Consider the following 22,802-nt stretch of genomic DNA (forward strand, 5'->3'; position numbering starts at 1 on the left):
AAGAACAATCTGCACGCGAAGCGACCTTCTCCCCCCCGTAACTCACTCTTTTCTAGAACAATCTCTCCTCCCCTAACCGCTTCGCAATATGATTGGCGCTAAACAGTAAAATAAAGCTGACTACTGTTTTAAACATCCCGGCAGCAATGGAAAGCGAGAAGTTGCCCATCTGGATACCATATTTCAGGACGAAGATATCCAGATTTTCCGAATAGTCGACGTTCATGCCGTTACCCAATAAATATTGCGGCTCAAAGCCGGATTCCAGCAGATTGCCAATGTTCATAATGAGCAGAATGATGAATACGGGCTTTAATCCCGGCAATGTCACATGCCAAATCCGCTGAAAACGCCCTGCTCCGTCGATCTCAGCCGCCTCATACTGTGAGGGGTCAATCATCGTCATCGCGGCCAAATAAATAATGGTGTTCCAGCCGACATTTTTCCATACCTCCGATGCACCGAGAATGCCCCAAAAATAGCTTCCCTCTCCCAGCCACAGGATAGGCTCCTTGATCAGTCCCAGCCACATCAGCACCTCATTGACAATGCCGCCGTCCGCCGACAGCGCTGTACTGATAATGCTGGCCGCCACCACCCACGAAATAAAATGTGGCAAGTAGCTGATCGTCTGCACCACTCGCTTGAACACAATCTGACGAAGCTCATTCAGCAAAATCGCCAATGTTATAGCGGTAACGAAGCCCAGCACAAGGTTAATGAAGCTCATCGCCAGCGTATTGCGCATCACCCGCAAAAAATGTTCATCCTGAAACAGAAAACGGAAATGCTTCAACCCGACCCATTGCTGATCAATCAGCTTGCGGGCAGGCTTAAAATCCTGAAAGGCAATCGTCCAGCCCCAGATGGGTAAATACTTGAAGATAAATAGCCAGATTAAAAAAGGAACGGACATCCATACCAGTGCCCGCTGCTGATTCAGTCTGTGCATAAATCCCCTAAAGCCGGTTAGCCGTGAGGATGGCAAAGGGTCCGGGGAGGTCGTGGCAACTGTCGTACGGCCCATAGATGCTTCCTCCTTTACTTTTTATCGGCAATATCTACTTTTTTTGTAACCTCCTTCGTGATCAGTTCCTCATATGCCTTCACATCCAGCTTGTTGAATTCAGTCGTGTATTCATTCCAAATCGCGTCAAACTGCTCCGGTGCGGACAGCACCAAACGCGGGAAATATTTGCGCTGCAGGTCGCCCTTCTTTTGCTGGAAGAGCTGTGCAGGTGAGCCTTGAGCAATCGGGATACTCCAGGCCGGATACCATGGGCGCTTGTCAGGGGCGGAAAACATTTGCGAAAAGGACTCTACACCATAGACTTTTAGCAGCTTTTGATCTCCTTCAGTGTAGGACATACGCGCAACCTCAGGCTGCCGCCCCGGACTGACCGAGTTGCCGTCAGGCAGGGAGGAGCCGTTGCCGTATCGCGGCCAATTATATTCAAAATATTTGAACCCGAAGGACTCGCGGAACGCATCCAGCGTTGTCTGCCTGATTTGCTCCTTCGTTCGGTACATGCGCCCTTTCTCATCTATATCATAGGTTTCGCCCTTAACTCCCCAGTGGGATAACACCTGATTCTCGTCTGTCAGCAGGTTGTCAAAAAACTTGATCATACGCACCGGGTCCTTGGCGCTGACCGTGATTCCAATGCCCCGGTTATTAATGAATGATGGAGGATCAAGGTACTGATCTTTAATGTTTTGATCGTATACAACGGGCAATCCCACATATTCCAAATCATCATTCCCCGACTGCTTGGAGGCTTCCTGAAGATTATTCAACGCCTGCCCTACCTGCCAGCGGTAGTCAAAAAAGCCCAGTACCTTGCCCGAGGTCAGCTTCGCTAAGTATTGGTCGTAATTGTCCACAAAGGATGATTTATCAAACAGGCCCTCCGCATTGAGCTGATTTAGCGCCTTCAGATACCGTTTCGTGATTTCCTCATCCCCATAATCCGTGGCCTGATGCGATTTCATATCAATGATTGTGCCGCCATCGTTCGGATAGCCTGCCAGGTGCATGGGTGCGTTCGTAAAAGCAAAGAACTTATCCTGCGTGGTTAACGACAAGTACCCGGTCAAGCCTTCGTCTGCATGCTTTTTCGCGTAATTGCGAATCAGAGCCAAATACTCGTCGAACGTTTTGATTTTTGGGTACCCTGCTTCCTTCAACACCCTGCGCTGCACCCAAAAGGCTCCCTGCTCCACGTTAGGCGCAGGCAAATAATCACCTACCACCGCGCTGAGCGGCAAAAAATAAATATTCCCGTCCTCCGCCTTCATCAAGTTGTAATACGGTCCATATACGCGCTTGATATTCGGTCCATATTTATCGATCAAATCATTCAGGGGAATAAAAGCCCCGGCATCCAGTAGCTTATCAATCGTGCCCTCAGGCACAATGGCGTCCGGATAATCGTTACTGGCAATAAACGTACCGATCTTCGTGTTGGCATCCCCCACCAAATGCTCCAGCTTCCAGTTTACGCCCGTCTGATCCTCCAGAATTTTGCCGATCCGCGTCTCATTCGTATTGATGTCCTTGCCCGCGTTGGCATTAAAATACGTGAACGTTACCTTCTCCTTGCTATCTCCCGACGCAGCCTCCTTGCCTGCACTTCCCGAGCAGGCAGTGATCATAGATACCATCATGATGAATACCAGACCCAACATTCCGAATCTTTTGCTTGCCATGTCAGACAATCCCCTTTCGGCCTCTTTGTTGGTTAATTGTGGATACCAAATTGTAAGCACTTTCATTTTATAAAATGCCATGAATTTCGATCACCTGACAATCTAAAGGTTTTGCTTAGGAAACTAAAGGTGGATCATTTACGGAAACTAATACTTGAACATCCAGAAGCCAAGCAGAGCAAATATGCCGAATAGCTTGGCGTGTCACAAGGCCGAATATCTCAGATCAAAAAATTATTATAGGTTGGTTCTGTCCGGCCTTGAGAAACAAAAAAAAGAAGGTCCAGACCTTCTTTTTTTTGTTCAGCTATTATTTTGTGTACGAAGGCAGGGAACTAGCTACGCCCCATATTTCCACATTAACTTTGTTTGAACCACCGCGGAACTGGATTGTATATCGTCCAGAACGCATACCGTCCGAAATTCCTACATCATTACTTCTCCAAACCGTTTCACTGTTTTTTCTGACCGTCTGACCGTCAACATACACTTTACCAGAATCGTTGTGCTCTACAGTAAAATCAACTGGGGCATTAGCATAGTTCCTGATGCGAAGCTTGACATATCCAAAACCCTTAGGAACCTCGAAGCTACCTGATGCAGTTGCACTTCCCCCTATAGTGAAGTTAAAAGAATTTCCCATCTTCTGAGGAGTTATGACACGGTCATCCGTAGTTGTTGTACCAGCATTTTGGGTCACCATAGTGGAGGTATTCGCAGAATCAGTTCCTGACACGCCCCATGCTGTGACATTCACAATGTTGCCGCCAGCTCTCCATTGCATCTCATAATTTCCTGAGCGCAGCCCTTGTGAAAAAGAATCTAAGCTATTCCAGGATAATTCTTTACCAGCACCCACAGTCTTAGTAATATATAATTTTCCACTATCTTTATGCACCAGACTAAAAGTAATGGTTGAATTACCTCTGTTTTTCACAAAAATTTTAAGATGCCCGTATCCAGGAACTAATTCGAAGCGTGATACTGGGTCCTTTCTGTCGAACGTGTCATTAAAAACATCTCTTGATTTATTTACATCTGAACTTGCAAAGATCCCACTCGGCACTGCAACAGCTCCCAGCAAACTAATAGATAAGGCTGATGCAAGAAATAATTTGTTCTTGTTCATAGATTATTCATCCTTTGCATTACATCAATCCGAATTACGCCAAAAATTCCGTATATTATATACTTTTGACACAGAAGTAAGCTTCAGACCGGATGAAGAGGCCTGAAGCTTTCCTTTTTGCTCCGCTTGTCGCTTTTACTTAACAGTATAAGTACATGTTGCAGTGGCAGTAGCCATTGTCCTTATCTCCTAAAATTAATTCCGAAGCTATTAGAGATCTCCAGGCCGCGAACCGGCAACTCCATCGAATTCCGCATCAACGTCATAATTGCCACCACGGAATTGAAGGGTGTAGCTTCCCGAACGCAAACCATCTGTGAAACCTTTATTAGTACTTTTCCAAGTAATTGAACTGCGAGGTGAGATTGTTGTAGATCCATCGATATATACTTTACCTGAATCATTGTGCGTTAAACTCACCTTGACTGGATAACTGGAATTATTTTTCAGAGTAAGTTTAACATGCCCATATCCTTTAGGAACCTCAAAGGAACTTTGGACAGTTGCACCTCCTTGTACTCTGCTGCCGAAAGAATTTCCGATTACTTGAGGAGTTACTACATGGTCACCAGTAGCTGTTGTACCAGCATCTTGGGTCGCAGTAGTGGATGCATTCGCAGAATCATTTACATCTGAACTTGCAAAAATCGCACTTGGTATGGCAACTGCCCCTAGCAAACTAATAGATAAGGCTGATACCAAAAATAATTTATTCTTTTTCATAGATTATTCCTCCTTTGAATTATACTTCTACTGATTGTACCAATAGATTCCATAGGTTGTACATTTCCAACAAAAGAAGTAACAATATTACAGCTAATGTTTTTTCATGTTGTTCCCTCCTATCGAATAAAATAGACTTACATATCAATATTTACATGGAATTCCCAAAAAAGTTGTATACATATTTAGGCAACTTTGTGTGTGGATTGCTACGAATTTTGGCTTTTCTTGCCACTTCAGTCGCTCACTCCTGGTCCGCGGGAATCATAATACGAATCTCCGTTCCCTCACCGGGTGCGCTGCGAATAGCAAGCTCAAAGCGGCTTCCGTAATAAAGCTTCAGACGGTATATGACATTCTGCAAGCCGATACGCTCGCCCATTTCCTCCTGTCTTTGCATGTAGCTGTACAGCCGTTGTACCTGCTCCATAGACATGCCGACTCCATTATCGCGAACCGTTAGCAGCAGCCGCTCCTCCTGATGCTCAAAATGAATCTCAATCCGCCCTCCGTGCTTTAGCGGCTCAATGCCGTGAATGCTTGCATTTTCAACCAGCGTCAGCACAACCATTTTGGGAAGCAGATAGTCCAGGTCTTCGGGTTGCGCCTGCACTTCGTACCTTATCCGCTCACCAAAGCGGTATTGCTGGATTTCCAGAAAACAACGGATCAGCTCCAGCTCTTCCCGCAATGTGACTCGATCCTTGTTCCACACCAGCGAATTGCGGAAAATCCGCGCCATGTTATGAATAATGTGAGCGGTCTCGTCCTCATGCTTCATCAGACTCCGCATACGAATCGTCTCCAATGCATTGAACAGAAAATGCGGGTTAATCTGGCTGTGAAGTGCATTAAGCTGGGCATGTCTGCGCTGAATCTCCATATTTTTTCGCTGGATATCCGCTACATATACATCGTTAATCAGTCGCTTTATTTTAAGCGTCATCCGATTGAATTCGCCTGTTAGCTGCCCGATTTCATCGCGCGATTCTGTGCCGGGGATCAGTTCAAAACGCTGATTTTTCACCTTTTTCATATACCTCAGAATACGATGAATTCGCATGTTCAGCGAACGTGTAATCCAGACGATGATCAAGGTAGGCAGCAGCATATTCATACAGGTTAACAGCAGCACGAAATTGCGGGATTCCTGCATTCCATACAGCACTTCATCTCCCGATACCGCAGCCACAATGCTCCAGCCATTGAGATTACTCGTCAGCACATAATGGGTCTTGAACTCTGTGGTGTTCTCAGGCAGCTGGAGGGTGCTATAGGTCACACCCCCATGATGTATATCAATCTTGGGATCGGTTGTATATTCGATGTCTCCCCGTTCGTTGAGCAGAAAGAGACTGCCCTGCAAATTCAGATTATGGAAAATATCTCGGATGGAGGACATCCGCAGCTCTATTTTCAGTATTTTCTCGCGCCCATTTTGGGAATAAAAATAATTCATCCGCCGAATCAGGCTAAAGGGATACAGTTGTTCACCCGTACCGTCGTCAGTGCGTACAAATATAGGCTTGGACTGCCGTCCGGGCGGGATTTTGCCATACCAGGGCAAGCTTTTGACCCGCTCATCTATAAAGCTGATTCCCCCGGAATTCAACAGCGTCGGATTATCTGTGTAGATCGTAATTCCACCCACAGAATGGTATACAGGACTGTAAGTATTGTTCAGCATACGACGTAAATAAGAATCATAGGCGGCAATATAATCAGCAGGGTGGGGATACGTTTGCTCCAACAGCTCATTAAGCTGATGATCGGTATAAAAGATAGACGAGATTTCCATCGCATCCTCAAACTCACGATAAAATTCAACTTTGATCTGCTCCAGCGCACGGGAAATATCCTGCATACGCTGCTCCCTTACATTTTGCGAGGTGACGTGGTAAAAAACCAGATTGGTCAGCACGACGGGCGCAAACACACAGAGGAAATAAAGCAGCAGCATTTTATCCCGCAGCCGGACATGATCCAATGTTGTACGCAGCTGCTTCATTCGCTGGCCCTCTCTGGCCCGTCTCCAGCGTTCAGGCTGTTGCGGTATTTGCTTGGCGTGGCATGCACCCTCTTTTCAAACTGGGTAACAAAATAGTCGGAACTGCCAAAGCCCACGCGCTCGGCAATTTCATAAATGCGCAAATCCGTCTGTCGCAGCAGCCGCTTCGCTTCCTGAATACGCAGCTTCAGCAGAAATTCGTTAAAGTACACGCCGTACGTTTTTCTGAATAGTTGGCCGAGATAAACCGGATTCATGTAAAAGCGGGCTGCAATACTCTTAAGGCTGATATTCTCAGCGGCATGCTGCTCAATGTAGGCACGGATGTGCTGGATGCCTCCCTGCTGACGCTCCTTGCGCAGAACGCCAATATATGTTCCACTTTCCTCGGCAAATGCCGTAAACAGCCGCTGTAGTTCACCCAGTGACAGGTTCATATCCTGCCAGTTCATCATCGGTTCCAGTGACTGAAGTAAATGCTCATTTCCCTGCATGTTTTGAATCACTCGTACAATACTGAGCACGCATTGATGCAGACTCATTTTCATAGCCTCAGGGGCATAACACTCCTCCCGAAAGCTGCTGAATAGATGCTCCACGGTCACACGCAGCTCTTTCAGCCGCAGTTCCTCGACTTGCTCCGTCAAGCAATTCAGTACGTCCTGATGAATGGTCCTGTAGTGGAGTGAAGGCATTCCTCCCTCCTCATATACCACCATACCGCTAGGGTTATGAATATATTTATGGAGCACTGCTTCCTTCGCACAGGCATAGGACTGATGAATATCCTGCAGCCGGTTCACAGGACTTCCTGCGTAAATAAAGACCCGGCTGGCCACTTGATCTTTCAGTGACTTCATCCCCTCTATTTCCTGTTGTAGCGCTTTCATAAACACCTCCACTCTGGCTTCAAAGCACTTCAAAAAGAAGTCTGGCACAATGAGTCCAATCCGGTTACGATGCTCATGGACATAGAGTGGGTGCTTGCTGCCCATTAAACGATGAAGCGCCTGCTCTATTAGCTCCCTGAATTGGAAAAGCGACAACAGGACGCCATCGTCACCGGGACGCCATGGATGTTGATCATTCAGCTCGACGAGTACATAGTACATATGTGCCGCTTCTCCAAGCCGTAGCTGCTCTTCCCAACGGGTCACCACGCGATCATCCACGTTGTTCATCATCAATGTTTCTAACAGCCCGCCTGTGCGGTGGTTTTGATATAGCTGTGCATTCTGCCGCTCACGATGCAGCCTTTCACCCAGTCTGCGCAGCGTAGCCGAGAAATCACCCTCATCTATCGGCTTGAGCATAAAATCATGAACTCCATAGCGAAGCGCCTGCTGCGCATAAGCAAAATCACTGTAGCCAGTCAAGATAATAAACGCAGGGTGTTCTGTACTCCGTTCGAGTACAGTGTGAATCAGCTCTAATCCGTCCAGCACAGGCATACGAATGTCGGTAATAACCAGGTCCGGGTGGATATTTTCGATTAGCTCCAGCGCATCCTCACCGTTATCAGCTTCTCCCACGATTTCAAAGCCACAGGCTTCCCAGTCCATAATTTGAAGCAGCCCTTTGCGGGTGAATATCTCATCATCCACCACGATGGCTCGATGCAGCTTCATAACCTGCTTCCTCCTTTCGATATATCATCATTTTATTTTGGTTAACTATTCCAAATGTCTCTAGTAATATGGTAATGTGGAAACATAAACTTCAATAACCTCTTAAGAAACACCTGCCTCCAGGCCTCCACAACACGATCAACCTCTGTTTAGTGAAAATTTTTAAAACTACTGTATTGACTCCTTCTATTATTTTTAAGTATATTGATAACGATAATCATTATCATTTAGGGGTGAATGGTGATGCACATCAGTGGGTCCTGCTGGATCTCTTTTTACTATACTAATCTATTTTTAGGAGGGAACGAGATTGTTGAAGGTTTGGAAAAATAAATGGATTGCAGGCTTTCTTATCGTCTTACTCATAAGCAACACCCTGCTTGCTGCAGGATCAGGATTTGCGGCTTCAGCGACAGATGAGAACAACACTATGCTTTCACTGGATACCGCAAAACAGAAAGCGGATGCAGTAGCAGCTTCCAGCTCAGGCGAGCCTTCCTTTAAGGAAAAGCTGGAAACAGGAGCCTTAAAGCACAGCGGAATCGCCAGAAAATCAGTTGCAGAGGCAACCTATGAAGCATCAGGAGAAGCCAACGTAACACAAGCCACCTACGAGCCCTCGGGTAAAGTAACCGTAATTGTGGAATTACAAGGAGCCCCGCTTATCTCCAGTGCTTCCGCCAAAGCTTTCAGTAATCGACTGAATGCTCTGCAAAGCAGTGAGCGTACCCTCACAGCCCAGCACGAATCGTTAAAAAGCCAGATTCGTGCGCTCTCCACAAAAGATTCATCTTCCTTAAAAACTTTTGGATTAAGCAAGATGACCGCCCCCAAATTAGAAGTCATCTACGATTATTACATGGTTATGAATGCGATTTCGCTAAAGGTAGACTACCAGCAGTTGAAGGAGATTCGACAATTGCCTGGTGTTAAAAACGCCTGGGTAGCCAGCACCTACGAAAAGGTCGTGCCCAAGCAGTCCATGGAGCCTCTCATGGCGAACAGCTCGGGAATGATCGGTACTCCAGCGGCAGCTGCGGCCGGCTATACAGGAAAGGGGATGACGGTGGCTGTTATCGACACCGGTCTGGATTGGAAGCATGAAGCCTTTTCTACGCATATGCCTCCCTCATTGACCCTAAAACATAGCCGCCAAAAGGTTAGTGACATCCTAAACAGTACGGATATGTCTGCTGGCGAAGTGAAGGTAGATGATGTCTACATGGATGACAAGGTGCCTTACGCCTATGACTATGCTGACAAAGACACCAATGTTATTCCCTCAGCCAGTTCTGACAATGCCCACGGTACTCATGTGGCAGGCACTATAGCTGCGAGTGGCGATAAATTAAAAGGGATTGCACCTGATGCCCAGTTGATGATCATGAAGGTGTTTGATGACATCAACGGGTATACCAATGATGCTGATATCATTGCTGCATTGGACGATTCAGTCAAAATGGGAGCAGATGTTATCAATATGAGCCTTGGCTCCAATGCGGGCTTTTCTACAGCTGGAGAAGCAAGCAAGGATGCCATGTACAGCAGAATTGAAAATGCCGGGATCAACCTGGTGGTGGCTGCCGGCAACAGCTTCAGCTCCGCTTATCAAAACCAGTCCGGCTCCAATCTCCCGTTTGCCAATGAGCCCGACAGCTCCATCATAGCCGCTCCTTCCACCTATGAAGCTGCCTTATCCGTGGCAAGTATGGTGAATAGCGGTATTTCGGACGCCCCTTATATTCTCGCAGGCGATCGAAAAATTATTTTCAACGATACCTCCAGTGCCGCTGATCCCAAAATACAGGCGTTAAACCGTACATACGACTATGTATACGCTGGTTACGGAAGCACGGAGGATATCCAGAAGGCAGGCGATTTAAAAGGAAAAATCGCCTTGATATCCCGTGGCGGCCAAATAAGCTTCCAGGAAAAGGTCGGCGCTGCCTATGGGGCTGGCGCGGTAGCAGCTGTTATTTTCGACAATGAAACAGGCAAAGCCAACATGGATATCAGCTCCTATTACATTCCAGCCGTTTCCATTACAAAGGAAGACGGAGAATTCCTGCTGAACCTGGCTAATAAAAAGCTGACGGTGGACGAAAAATTTAGAACAAATGCGCCTAATCCAGATGGATACAAGATGTCGGAGTTTTCTTCATGGGGCGTGTCACCGGATTTGAAGCTGAAACCGGAAATCACTGCACCCGGAGAAAATATCTACTCTACCGTTCCCGGCAATCAATATGAGACGATGAGTGGTACATCTATGGCTTCTCCTCATATCGCCGGAGCCGAGGCTATAGTAAAACAATATGTCACCAACAAATTGAATATTGCAGATGCGGTTGAACGGGAAAAGCTGGTGCATACCCTGCTGATGAACACCGCCCACCCTGCCAAGGATGCGGATCAGCAATATTACTCCCCACGTAAGCAGGGCGCAGGCTTGGCCGATGTGAGCGGAGCAGTCACGACAGGAGCTTATGTAACGGTTAAGGACAATGAACGACCCAAAGCCGAGCTGGGCTACAACAAAGCAGGAGCTTATTCCTTTACCTTTGATATTCACAGCATGTCGGATGAGGCGTTGACCTATGACCTGAATACAGCGGCTCTATCGGAAAAAATAGTGACGAAGGATGGCAAGAGCCTCTTTGCGCAGAAGTCTACAGACTATGCTGGTAAGGGCATCCAGGTACAATACGGCGGCGCAACGAACGGTAAAGTAACTGTACCTGCACATGGTACAGCGAGCGTTACTGTGAAAATCACATTGTCGGATGCGCTCAAAGCACAATTTGATCAAGCGACTAAAAACGGAACCTTTATTGACGGATTCGTGATGCTGAATGCAGAAAAAGGTGTGAACCTCTCCATTCCGTTCGTCGGCTTCTATGGGGATTGGGGACAACCTCGTATTTTCGATGGTACGGAGTATGGCAAGGAAGGCTACTCTATGCTAGGCAGCACAGTTTATAACTTGTATCCCGGTGTGCAGTATCTTCTGGGCCAAAACCAGGTTGCCATTGCCCTGGATCTGAACTGGGGAGTCATGCCCGAGAAATTCGCAATTTCCCCGAACAGCTTGGGGAACAGCTCAAAAATTGTGGGTATCTCAACAGGCATGCTGCGGAATGCGGAAAGCTTGAAGTATACCCTTACCGACCAGGCCGGAAACATGGTCAAAGAGTTCAATTATTCGCACGTCCCGAAATCCATCTACTATCCAGGCTCTGGTGCAATCAGTTGGGCGGAGGCTCTTCTGGGCGACCAGCCTTTCTTTGACGGACTGGACCAAAATAATGACGAGGTACCGGAAGGAATATATACCTTTAAGATCTCCGGGGTAGTCGCAGGTACAAACGGACAGGGAACCGATTCCTGGACCTTTGATTTTGCCTATGACAAAACAGGCCCCAAGCTCGCTGATTACAGCATTTATAAAGAAAATGACAAAACGTATCTAAAGATGACCATCAAGGATAACCATTATACCAGCGGGCTGCAATTAACCACAGGCAATGGCGGCGCATTGTCCAATCTGGTGGCTATCAAGGATGCTGATGAAAAGCTGCCGGACGGAACCTCTGTCAATACAGTCACTATGGATATCACTGATCTGAAGGACAAGCTGACGAAAAACGGCCTTCCTACAGACAAAATCTCCGTAGACATGTTTGACTATGCGTTCAACTATAGCAGTGCAAGTATTGTTCTTGAGCCTGTAGGAACAGAAGGCATTGCACTGGATAAGGAGGATCTCTCCTTAATCGTCGGTACAACCGAGGATTTGAAGGCAACCATTACGCCGGTAAATGCCACATACAAAGCGATTACCTGGACAAGCTCTGATCCGGCGGTGGCCACCGTCGATACAGAGGGAGCTGTTACGGGTGTGAGTGTCGGCACGGCAACCATTACAGCCAGCTCCAATGGCAAGTCAGCTTCCAGCCAGGTTACGGTCACACCCATCGGCAGCCAGGGCATCGTGCTGAACCGTGCGGCGTTAAAGCTGACCGTTGGCTCAAGCAAGCCCTTGAAAGCCACTACCAGCTCTGAAGTTGCAGGCCCAATCAACTGGACAAGCTCTAATGAGTCTGTTGCCACTGTAGATCAGAACGGATTGGTACAAGCAAAAGCAACCGGTACGGCAACAATTACGGCGACGGCCTCCGGAAAATCCGCCACCAGCCGAATCACGGTAGAGGGAGTCTCGAACACTGATTTCACGATTGTGAATGGAGTTCTGACGAGCTACAACGGCCCTGGCGGTCACATTGTCATTCCCGATAGTGTGACCGAAATCGGTGAGGAGGTATTTGCCTACCGCGAGGATATTTTATCGGTGAAAATTCCGGCCTCGGTGAAAAAAATCGGCAGAGCAGCATTCAGCTATGCCAAGGAACTTAAAATTATCACTTTATCGGAGGGGCTGGAAGTGATCGGGGAAAGCAGCTTTTCCGATCTCGCCAAGCTTGCACAAATTACGCTGCCGAGCACAGTAAAGGAAATCGGCGATAATGCCTTTGCCCGTGACACAGCTCTCAAATCGTTGCACCTGCCGGATGGTTTAACCCGAATTAATGCAGGAGCGTTCCGGGAAACCCGTAATCTCGTTTCCATTAATATTCCGGAGAGTGTAACGGAAATTGGCGATCATGCATTCTACCTCACAACCAGCCTGAAAGAAATCAAGCTGCCAGACGGCCTGACCACCATTGGCCGTGGAGCCTTCACTTCCTCGGCGATCGGGTCCATCGAAATTCCAGGCTCTGTCACTTCCATCGGGGATGAAGCCTTCTGGGGAACCCAGATCGCTACCGTCAAACTGAACAGCGGGCTGCTCACCATTGGAGCAAGAGGCTTTGCAGAAACGCAAATCTCATCCGTTGTCATCCCGGACAGTGTAACCACCCTGGGGGACTTTGCATTTGCCGAAAATGCGAAGCTAGCCAATGTTTCCATCGGGAAGGGCGTAACTCAACTGGGACAGCTGGCATTTGACAGCACCGGAAGCTCAAGCTTAAAAAATATCGAAGTGTCTGCGGACAATACAGCTTTCTCAAGCCAGGACGGGGTGCTGTTCAACAAGGACAAAACGACCTTGATCCGCTATCCCGCCGGGCACGGTCGGGATGCCTATACGGTTCCTGGCACCGTGACCAAAATCGAGGATTATGCCTTCCATGTTGCAGCCAACTTGAGCTCCATCACGCTTTCGGATGGCCTGCAAACGATTGGAGATCATGCTTTTGATTCCAGCATTAGCTTGCTTTCCCTGACGATTCCAGACAGCGTCAAAACCATCGGGAAGGCGGCGTTCATGCACTCCGACAAACTAGAAAAAGTGAAGCTGGGTGACGGAGTCGAAGAGCTGGGTGCGTATGCATTCGCCTATAATTTCAAGCTGACAAGCATCGATCTTGGCAAAAGCGTCACCAAAATTGGTGACTATGCCTTCCAATACAACAGCAGTCTGGTGGAAATCACGATTCCGGACCAAGTACAGTCCCTGGGCAGCTTTGTACTGTCCAACTCCGAGCGACTGTCTATTGTGAATATCGGGAAAGGTGTGACCGCCATTGGCGGTAATCCTTTTGCCAGCTCACTGATGATTAAGAGCGTTAATGTCGATCCAGACAATGCTTCTTATGCCAGTGAAGATGGGGTGCTGCTGGATAAAGCGAAAACCAATCTGATTTTATATCCTGCGGCTAAACCGGATTCTGTGTATGCAATTCCGGCGACCGTAACAAATATCAGTAATTACGCTTTCCAAAAGGCACAGTTCCTTACGGATATCCAATTCCCCGAGGGATTGTTGACCATTGGTACTTCTGCCTTTAACAGAACTAACAATCTGAAATCCGTGAAACTGCCTGACAGCTTGACGGAAATCGGAAGCTTCGCCTTTTCTGATACAGGCATCGAAACACTTGTGTTGGGAAGTAACCTGACCAAAATTAACGACTGGGCCTTCGCTTTCTCCAATCATTTGAAGTCAGTCGCCATTTTGGACAGTAATACTACACTTGGAGGGTTTGCCTTTACCGGTTCTCCTAACCTCAGAACGGTCATTTTGGGTGAGGGTGTATCCGACATTGGCTGGGGAGTGTTTGGCGATACACAAGACCTTACCATTTACGGCTGGCCGGGTTCAGAGGCTGAAACATACGCGGAGAGCAATTCCATTCCGTTTAAGGTGTATACGCCATTATCCGTGCAGTTAAGAGCCAAGCATGAAGCGGCAGAAGGCGTTATCGCCCTGAGCGCGGAGGCTGTCGGTGGAATCGGCAACAAAACCTACTCTTTCCGGGCACTGAATGAAGACAGTCAGGAGACAGTAACGCTTGATACTTATTCAACCGGCGACACCTATCAGTGGGCAACTCCACAGGCCGGCAAGTATATCGTTTATGCAGATGCGAAGGATGAAACCGGAGTAATTAAAACCGGTGCCCGGCAAATCGAGGTGTTGGCATCGGGTGAAGTGATCATTTCGGCCAACCCGGCTACTATCAATCCAGCATCCCGTAACTTTGACCTTGGCCATCCAACAGATGTGACCACGGAAATTACCTGGAACGAAGCCCATAGCGTTACCCAAGTGGTCTATGGCGTGAATCAAGGCCCTAGCCGAAGTGTCACAGAAGCGGTCTATAACAGGGATGCGCTGGTCGAAGGCCACGATTATACCGTAAAAGGAAATACGATGACGTTGAAAAAAGGCTTCCTGTCCGGCCTAAACCTGAAAGAAGGCGATACCGTCAGCATTGAATTGCTCTTTGACTTAGGAGACAAGGCCGTATTCACGGTCAGAGCCATCCAAAGTCCTGTAGAAGTAAATGCGAGTATCAATCCGAAAACAGCCAGCTTTGACAAAAAGGCCAGCAAGCAGACGGATATAGAGACGACCATTACTTGGAACGATGCTTCCTCCATTACCGATATCAAACAAGCGGGAGCATCCATCGGAGCAACGGCTTATACTGTTAACGGCGATGTTCTGACGATCAAAAAAGAGTATCTGGCAACTCAACCGAAGGGCAATCTCCCGTTAACCGTGCAATTTGATAAAGGCAACGATGCTGTATTGATGATTCAGATTTCTGATACAAGCAGCAAAGATGGGGACGACCAAGACGACGATAGCGGCAATAGCAGCGGTAGCAATGGCAATAATTCCAATGGCAGCAGTAGTAGTAGCGGCAGTAGCAGCAGCGCCAGCGGAAGTTCCACAACCGCAACACCGAGCACAGCCTCGTCTGTCCGCGTGCTGGATGCCAAGGGCAATCCCATTGAATCGTTCACTACCAAGCTGAACAACAGCACAGGACTAGCGACAATTACAATGGATTCCGATTTCCTTAACAACGCCTTCGCTGCATCCCAAGCGGATGGCAAAGGAATGAAAACGGTAGAGGTCACCGTGGAATCGAATCAGACCAATTCCTATGAGCTGACGCTACCGACAAGCTTTGTAACCAGTGCGGATGCATCCCGCGCCATTCAAATTAAGACGGGAATGGCAGTCGTTACCCTCCCAGGCAACATGCTCGGGACTGCAGAAGCAGCAGGAGCGCAATATATTACACTGGAATTAAGTTCAGGCAGCAACAGCAAGCTGGATGCACAAGCGCGATCTCATATCGGAACTCGTCCTGTGATTGAGCTGAATCTCAAAGCCAACGGCAAGCGATTGCCATGGAATAACAACAATGCGGCTGTAACCGTGGCTATTCCTTATGTGCCTACAGCAGCAGAACTGCAAAATACAGAGCATATTGTTATTCAGTATGTAGATGCAGCAGGTCACGCTACTCCGGTGACCTCAGGAAAATATGACGCATCCATTGGAGCCGTTCGCTTTACTACGCATCATTTTAGCCAATATGCCGTAGCCTATGTGGAAAAATCCTTCCAGGATTTGGGCCAACATGCTTGGGCCAAGAAGCAAATTGAAGTCCTGTCCTCCAAAGGCGTCATCAACGGTACGACGGAAAATAAATTCTCGCCTGCGGCCAAAATCACCCGGGCGGAATATCTGACGCTGCTGGTGAAAACGCTGGGGCTGACCACAAGCTTCGACAGCAACTTTGCCGATGTTAAGCAAGGAAGCTACTACTACGAAGCAGCAGGCATTGCCAAAAAGCTTGGCATCGCAGGCGGCTCCGGTGACAACAAATTTAACCCGAATGCACCTGTATCCAGGCAGGATATGATGGTCATGACCGACAAAGCCCTGCAAAAGGCAAACAAGCTGGCTGCCACAGCCTCGACGGCTGCACTGGATTCCTTCAGTGATCGTGCAGATATTGCTGGTTATGCTGCTGCAAGCTTGGCCGCACTGGTTCAGGAAGGCCTCATTACAGGATCAGACGGCAAAATAGCCCCTAAAGCACCAACCACTCGTGCCGAGGCTGCTGTATTCCTGTATAGAATCTATAACCAAAATTAAAATCTTCAAAAATAAATTTAGCCTGACATAGCAGTAAATTACAAAAAGGAGACGAATCCCTGGTTGGGGTTTCGTCTCCTTTTTTGCTATTTGCGTAACAAGCTTTATTATTCTCTTGTTCAGAACTCAGGCTATCGCTCAGCGATGATACTGACCGCTTGCAGATGGTCGGCATACTTTACAAACTGTTTGCGCATACCCATAACCCTTGTCCGGGCAGCATGGTTGCGCATAAGGTTAAAGGCAATTTTGCCAAATCTCAACCAGCCCTCATCCTGAATGATACGTGGCAGATGCAGTAAGTGCATGGGGACCGTATAGATTTTAACGACCTTAAAACCTTCCTCTTTCAGCAGCTGTTCCCATTCGAGTACCGTTAACGGTGTCGCATTAACTCTCATGGCTACAGCCAAATCCTTGTAAATCTGCTTTCTGAGCTCAGGCTCAATATCATTTGAAGCTAAGCACATCTCATGAATAGCATACTTCCCGCCCGTTTTCAAAAGCCGCCTGGCTTCCGAAATAATCTGTGCTTTCTTGGCCCTTGGGTGCATCGTCAGCATGGCTTCCCCATATACCACCGTCGCAGAGGCATCCGGCAACGGAACCTGTTCAGCATCGGCAATAATCACTTCCCGGTTTGCTCCGTTTGCATACGTTTTTACGATAGAAGCCGCCTTCTCATTCTGTTCAATCGCAATATAACGGCGGGGATTAAGCCGCAGTGTGATTTGGGCAGTTATGCCCAATCCGGGAGCAAACTCAATAACCTCATCCTGTCCGGTTACGTCAAGTCCCTCTATCATCCAACGTGTCGTTTTTAACCCTCCGGGCCTAAGCACGCGCTTACCGAGACTTGCCAATATCCAGTGCCCTGGCACCTGTTTGTAATCTACTGTCTGCATCGGCCATCAACACCTCTTCTTAAAATTCGATAATGATATTCATTATCAATATAAGCGTAAAAAAATTTAACCTTTTTTATTTTTTGCTTTATATAGCGATGGTGATGTGCTCTCTTTTATATGTTTTGCGCATAGCTTTCACTTGGCGTTTTGGTCAACACCACATGCAGGCTGGAATTCGCCTCTGCACCACCACGATAGGAAAAGTACTCATCTCCTGTAAGATGAATTATATCCCCTTGCACAACTGCCGTTTCTTCACCATTCACAGTTACCGTACCGTTGCCTTCAAGAACAAGCAAATATACATTCGCTCCTGGGTGATTATGTGTTGGCAGCTCAGCATTAGGAGTAAAGTTGAGAATAAAAATTACATTGTCGGCTTCCTTATGCACAATTCGTTTTGTAAACGCAGCTTCTTTATATTCCTGAAATTGAGTAAGGTTTGATATTTTCATATTGGTTCACGCTCCTGTTTGAAAGTAGATTTGCTTGTGATGGATTGAGACGCCTGACATGCTGCTCTCAGGCTTTTCAATCGATATGACCTTATTGTATTGAAATATTCCGCTCGTCTTGTGATTGCAATCACTAAACTAAATTTAAGTCAAAAATACTTTTAAATATTCAAAAATTTGATTTCAATCAACTTTTTCATCGTTACATCCAACTAGAATCGAATTGTGCTAGACAAACAAAAACGAGCAGGAGGTTGTTCCTATGAAACCAGGATTCCAACTGGCAAAGGATATTTATTGGGTAGGAAAAATTGATAATCGTGAGGTTCCCTTTCATCGTCTTTTACTATCAAAGGGTACAACATATAATGCATATCTGCTAAAAACTGGGAAACCAACCATTGTAGATACTGTAGATATGGCGTTCGGTAGAGAATTTGCAGAGGCTGTAGCCGAATTGATCGATCCGCTGGACATTCAATATATTATCGTCAACCACACGGAACCGGATCACTCCGGCGGATTGGCGGCGCTTGCTTCCAAGGCAACAAACGCTACGATTGTCTGCACGGAGATTGCCGTTCCGGAAATTCAACAAATGTACAAGCTTCAGCATCGCAACTTCCTCGTCATCAAGGATGGGGATCAACTCGATATTGGAGGCAAGACACTGCTGTTCAAGGAAACACCTTACCTCCATACAGAAGAAACCATGATTACGTATTGCGTGGAAGATAAAATCTTGTTCCCGTGCGATATTTTCAGCACACACGTGGCTGTGGAGCATCTATTTGCCGATGAGGCCGGTTTTGATATCACCGAGGACTTTATCGGATACTATCAAGCTATTATTCATCCGCATCGCAGATATGTGCGTACATTAATCAACGCGGTTGCTGATCTGGATATTGAGATGATCGCCCCTTCCCACGGCTTCGCGATCCGGCATGATATTGCCAAATTCATTGATTTGTACGCATCTATGAGCACCGAAACCAAGGATGATAGAAAAGTAGCGATTGTTTATGCCACCTTAAAAAATAATACTAAAAAAATGGCAAACATCCTGAAAGACTGCTTTTTGGAGAATCAAATCAAGGTGGAGCTGTGGGATGTAGATAAGGCAGATGAAACGGAGATTTTGAATAGTATTGCCTCAGCGGATGCTGTTTTCGTCGGCAGTTCTACCAAATATGCTGACATGACGGGCAAGCTGGAAGACCTGCTGCAAAAAATGCAAAAGATGAATCTGGAAGGCAAGCTGGCTGCTGCCTTTGGTTCCTACGGCTGGAGCGGAGAAGCCATTGAAGTTGTACAGGATTACTTGAACGGTACCAATATGAAGGTCCAAAGCACTTCCGGGGTAATCAAATCAACCGGTATGACGCATGTGGAATTCCCGGTACGCATTCGCTTTTCTCCTACAGAAGATGAAAAAGTGAAGAAAATTAAGAACGCCGCTGAATTTGTCTCAGATCTACTGCTTAGCGTCATTTGAACAAAGACAGCGTATAGCGAATAGGAGAGATACCGAATGGGTAATCAACATTACGTTATTATCGGAGGGAGCGTTGCCGCCGTTAACGCGGCAAAAGCGATCAGGGATCATGATGAGCAGGCCGAAATTTCTATTTACGGGGAAGAAGCATCCCTGCCGTATAACCGAGTCAAGCTTTCCAAGGGACTATTCACTGACCTGCACAGCGACAAAATCCTGATCAAAAAGGAAAAATGGTTTGCCACTCAACGAATTCATGTGTATTCCGGTATAAAGGTCACCGCGATACACGCAGAGGACTGCACCATCGAAACAGCCACCGGGCAAACCGTTGCTTATGACAAGCTACTGCTGTGTACAGGAGCTCACAACCGCAAGCTTTTGCTGGACGGAGCTTCTCTAAGAAACGTTCACAATATCCGGTTTCGACAAGATGCAGACAGGCTTAAAACGGAATTGCGACAGGGAGACCGGATATGTATCATCGGCGGTGGGATTCAAGGGGTAGAAAACGCCTGGTCCTTCCAGCAAGCCGGGTATGCTGTAACCATTCTGGAAGCCTCGCACCGGCTTATGCCCCGCCAGCTGGATGAGAAGGCCTCCGCTATCTTGACCCAACGGATTACCGAAAAGGGCACCGAGGTAAGGCTTGGACAAGGCGTAAAGCGTATTACAGGTACAGATCACGTAGAAGGTGTAGAGCTGCAGGACGGCTCTGTCATTCCTTGTGAGCATGTCGTATATTCTATCGGAATCGTACCCAATACTGAGCTTGCACGCCAAATCGGCCTTGATATTGGACACGGCATTCGGGTGAATGCACAAATGGAGACCAGCTTCCCCAATATATATGCGGCAGGTGATGTAGCCGAATTTCAGAATAGAGTGGACGGATTATGGGAAAGTGCCATAGAGCAAGGAAAAATAGCAGGCGCGAATATGGCGGGCGCTTCCGTCGATTACCAGCGTCCCATCCCTGTCACCCTGTCCAACAGCTATGAATACCCCTTGTTTTCCATAGGTCTGGTAGACGAACAAGCCTGTGACACCAGCCTGACCCGTGAAAATCAAGTTTCTTATACACGTATGTTCATACAAAACGGCTCTATCTGCGGTGTGATCGGCTTTGGGGATGCTCTCGCTTCACTTCCATATAAAACAGCCATCATCCAGGGACTCAAATCGGACGCGCCAGAGCTTACAAAAATTTTTGGTGACAAGGAGAACTAAAGATGAAAAAATATGTATGTCAACCCTGTGGATACATTTATGATCCTGCTATCGGCGACCCTGATGAAGACGTTATGCCAGGTACAGCGTTTGAGGACCTTCCGGAAGACTGGGTTTGTCCAGTCTGCGGTGAGGATCAAAGCCATTTTGCCCCAATAGATGATACAGAATAACAAGAATGTGCTATACTTTTTAGTTTCCGGTTTATGAATGGAGTGAATGAATGTGAATGAGATGTCCTGCCCCTGCCAGTGCGAAAAGGAGCCCTGTGCCCGCAAAGTGCCTATCTTTTCCTCTTTGTCCTGCGAAGATTTGTGTAAGGTCAGCTCCATGATCCGACACCGAAAATATCAGAAAGGCGAGCCCTTGATTATCGAGGAACAAGCATCCGATACGCTGTACATTATTAAAAGCGGGCATGTCAAGCTTCTGAAGATGACGCCTCAGGGCAAGGAACAAATTCTGCACATTCTGACAACTGGCGATTTTTTTGGCGAGTTGAATATATTTAACAGCGATGAGCTGAGTAACTTTAGTGCGTATGCCTTAAAAGATACTGATATTTGTATGCTCACCAAGGATGATATGGAGCAGTTGATCCGCAACAATCCCGATATCTCTTTGAAGCTGCTCAAAACCATTACCAAACGCTTGGCACATACCGAAAATCTGGCTCAAAGCCTGGCTACCAAAGACCCGGAAATCCGCATCGCCTATATGATTCTTGAGCTTGGGCATAAATACGGCAAACCGGACGGCTCCTACATTAAAATAAATCTCCCCCTTTCACGCGAAGAAATGGCTAATTATGTGGGTGTCACACGCGAAACCATCAGTCGCAAATTCGCAAAATTTGAACAGCAGGGGATTATTCATACTAAGGGTACACGAGAGATTACCATCTGCGATATCCAGAAACTGAACGAATATATAGATTGAGGCTTATCAATAAAAAAACCGCTTCTTTGAGCGTATGGCTTGTGGCGACTTGACCACTTTCCATTTGCCAAAGAGCGGTTTCTTTTGTTCTGTACATTTTGCTATCAGCTATTTTTCCATCGTTGTGTTCACGGCTTGAGCAGGCGCTCCCCATGCAGGTTTCCCGGAAGGAAGCTCTGACGGAGCCATGTCCTTGGCAGGAGCAGCCTCAATCGTGTTGGATTTGGAGCAATCCCATACGACTTTGACCAAATACCCAAACAGCAGCACGTTCAACAACGAGGTCACACACAATATGATACCGTACTGATCCCGAGTATTGGAGCTATAGAAAATATCGAAGGTATTCAGGAAAATCGTAAGACTGAATCCACCCGCAAGCCACAAAAATCTTCGGTCCCGCAAATACAGATACGCCAGTACCGCCAACGCAGCGGCAGGGAATAAGTATCGTTCATGCATGCTGGAAGCGAAGGTAAATACACCTGCAATTAGCACCAGTGCAGCTGCAGCGGCAAATTGTGGTTTCCGACTGCGGATATACATCCACCACGTAAACAAAGTCACCAGCACAATGCAGATCATACCCCATGTATGGTAGCTGAACAGGAACAACGTCGTAGTATCCTGCGTATAATTGCCACCGATCAGTGCGAAGAAGTTGTACGCGTTCACGGAAGCATACGGATATTCGCCAACCGTTCCCTTGTATAAATCAAGCAGCCATAACGGCTCCTGCCCCCACGAAAAAGGCAATATGACCAGAATGGTCGTCACAACCGCTCCGCCGACGGCCAAGAGCCAAGGCTGTATTTTACGCTGTTTGAGCAGCTCGAAGAACAGAACCGGCCCATAAATAATCCCCTGCGGCTTCATCAATACCGCTATCGTAAACAACACAGTGGACCAGCCGATCCGGTTTTCCACCAGCAGCACAATCATGCCCACAATCAGCATGGTAAAGAAAGAATCTACCTGTCCCCAGAAGGTCGAATTGATAAATACAGCCGGGTTAAACACATAGAATATAGCCAGCCCAAGGCTAATTGCATAGCCGACCCGTTTGCTTGCCAGCCGGTACAGCATGTACGCTGTCACGATATCGGCTAATATA

14 protein-coding genes are annotated in these 22,802 nt (G+C 47.3%); 5 read left to right on the forward strand and 9 right to left on the reverse strand.

Annotation, left to right across the window (positions count from 1 at the left end; all coding sequences use genetic code 11):
* Nucleotides 1–52: 52 nt before the first annotated feature.
* The 6 genes from WG8_RS24445 to WG8_RS24470 all read right to left on the reverse strand — a co-directional run bounded on the left by WG8_RS24445 (nucleotide 53) and on the right by WG8_RS24470 (nucleotide 8,197).
* Nucleotides 53–1,027: an ABC transporter permease gene (locus WG8_RS24445; protein ID WP_007432973.1), complete on the reverse strand. Its 975-nt coding sequence runs from the start codon at nucleotides 1,025–1,027 to the stop codon at nucleotides 53–55.
* A 14-nt stretch (nucleotides 1,028–1,041) separates the two neighbouring features.
* Nucleotides 1,042–2,709 (reverse strand): ABC transporter substrate-binding protein, encoded by a 1,668-nt coding sequence (locus WG8_RS24450; RefSeq protein ID WP_007432974.1) that lies wholly within the window; start codon nucleotides 2,707–2,709, stop codon nucleotides 1,042–1,044.
* A 310-nt stretch (nucleotides 2,710–3,019) separates the two neighbouring features.
* On the reverse strand, nucleotides 3,020–3,838 hold the full coding sequence (locus tag WG8_RS24455) for a hypothetical protein (protein WP_007432975.1): 819 nt from the start codon (nucleotides 3,836–3,838) through the stop codon (nucleotides 3,020–3,022).
* Between the two features lie 210 nt (nucleotides 3,839–4,048).
* Nucleotides 4,049–4,561, reverse strand: a complete 513-nt coding sequence (locus WG8_RS24460; RefSeq protein WP_007432976.1) for a hypothetical protein — start codon at nucleotides 4,559–4,561, stop codon at nucleotides 4,049–4,051.
* A 244-nt stretch (nucleotides 4,562–4,805) separates the two neighbouring features.
* Nucleotides 4,806–6,569: a sensor histidine kinase gene (locus tag WG8_RS24465; protein ID WP_007432977.1), complete on the reverse strand. Its 1,764-nt coding sequence runs from the start codon at nucleotides 6,567–6,569 to the stop codon at nucleotides 4,806–4,808.
* On the reverse strand, nucleotides 6,566–8,197 hold the full coding sequence (locus WG8_RS24470; protein WP_007432978.1) for a response regulator: 1,632 nt from the start codon (nucleotides 8,195–8,197) through the stop codon (nucleotides 6,566–6,568). Before WG8_RS24470 ends, WG8_RS24465 begins: the two co-directional genes overlap by 4 nt.
* A 310-nt stretch (nucleotides 8,198–8,507) precedes the next feature.
* Here WG8_RS24470 and WG8_RS24475 point away from each other — a divergent pair, with 310 nt between their 5' ends.
* Complete coding sequence (locus WG8_RS24475) at nucleotides 8,508–16,658, forward strand: leucine-rich repeat protein (RefSeq protein ID WP_007432979.1); 8,151 nt, start codon at nucleotides 8,508–8,510, stop codon at nucleotides 16,656–16,658.
* A 131-nt stretch (nucleotides 16,659–16,789) separates the two neighbouring features.
* Here the strand turns inward: WG8_RS24475 and WG8_RS24480 are convergent, their stop codons facing one another.
* A complete protein-coding gene (locus tag WG8_RS24480) occupies nucleotides 16,790–17,563 on the reverse strand; it encodes a class I SAM-dependent methyltransferase (protein WP_007432980.1) in 774 nt (257 codons plus the stop codon).
* Nucleotides 17,564–17,679: 116 nt separating this feature from the next.
* Complete coding sequence (locus WG8_RS24485) at nucleotides 17,680–18,021, reverse strand: cupin domain-containing protein (RefSeq protein ID WP_007432981.1); 342 nt, start codon at nucleotides 18,019–18,021, stop codon at nucleotides 17,680–17,682.
* A 262-nt stretch (nucleotides 18,022–18,283) separates the two neighbouring features.
* On the opposite strand from WG8_RS24485, the gene WG8_RS24490 reads away from it, so the two are divergent.
* From WG8_RS24490 to WG8_RS24505, 4 genes are all read left to right on the forward strand, one after another.
* On the forward strand, nucleotides 18,284–19,519 hold the full coding sequence (locus WG8_RS24490) for an FprA family A-type flavoprotein (protein WP_007432982.1): 1,236 nt from the start codon (nucleotides 18,284–18,286) through the stop codon (nucleotides 19,517–19,519).
* Between the two features lie 36 nt (nucleotides 19,520–19,555).
* A complete protein-coding gene (locus WG8_RS24495; RefSeq protein WP_007432983.1) occupies nucleotides 19,556–20,749 on the forward strand; it encodes an NAD(P)/FAD-dependent oxidoreductase in 1,194 nt (397 codons plus the stop codon).
* 2 nt (nucleotides 20,750–20,751) lie between these two features.
* Complete coding sequence (rd, locus tag WG8_RS24500) at nucleotides 20,752–20,922, forward strand: rubredoxin (protein ID WP_007432984.1); 171 nt, start codon at nucleotides 20,752–20,754, stop codon at nucleotides 20,920–20,922.
* A 61-nt stretch (nucleotides 20,923–20,983) separates the two neighbouring features.
* Nucleotides 20,984–21,688, forward strand: a complete 705-nt coding sequence (locus tag WG8_RS24505; protein WP_043891403.1) for a Crp/Fnr family transcriptional regulator — start codon at nucleotides 20,984–20,986, stop codon at nucleotides 21,686–21,688.
* A 108-nt stretch (nucleotides 21,689–21,796) separates the two neighbouring features.
* Here the strand turns inward: WG8_RS24505 and WG8_RS29205 are convergent.
* A partial coding sequence (locus WG8_RS29205; protein ID WP_007432986.1) for a glycosyltransferase 87 family protein occupies nucleotides 21,797–22,802 on the reverse strand: 1,006 nt, incomplete at its 5' end.

This window comes from Paenibacillus sp. Aloe-11, from assembly GCF_000245715.1.
Lineage (GTDB): Bacteria > Bacillota > Bacilli > Paenibacillales > Paenibacillaceae > Paenibacillus > Paenibacillus kribbensis.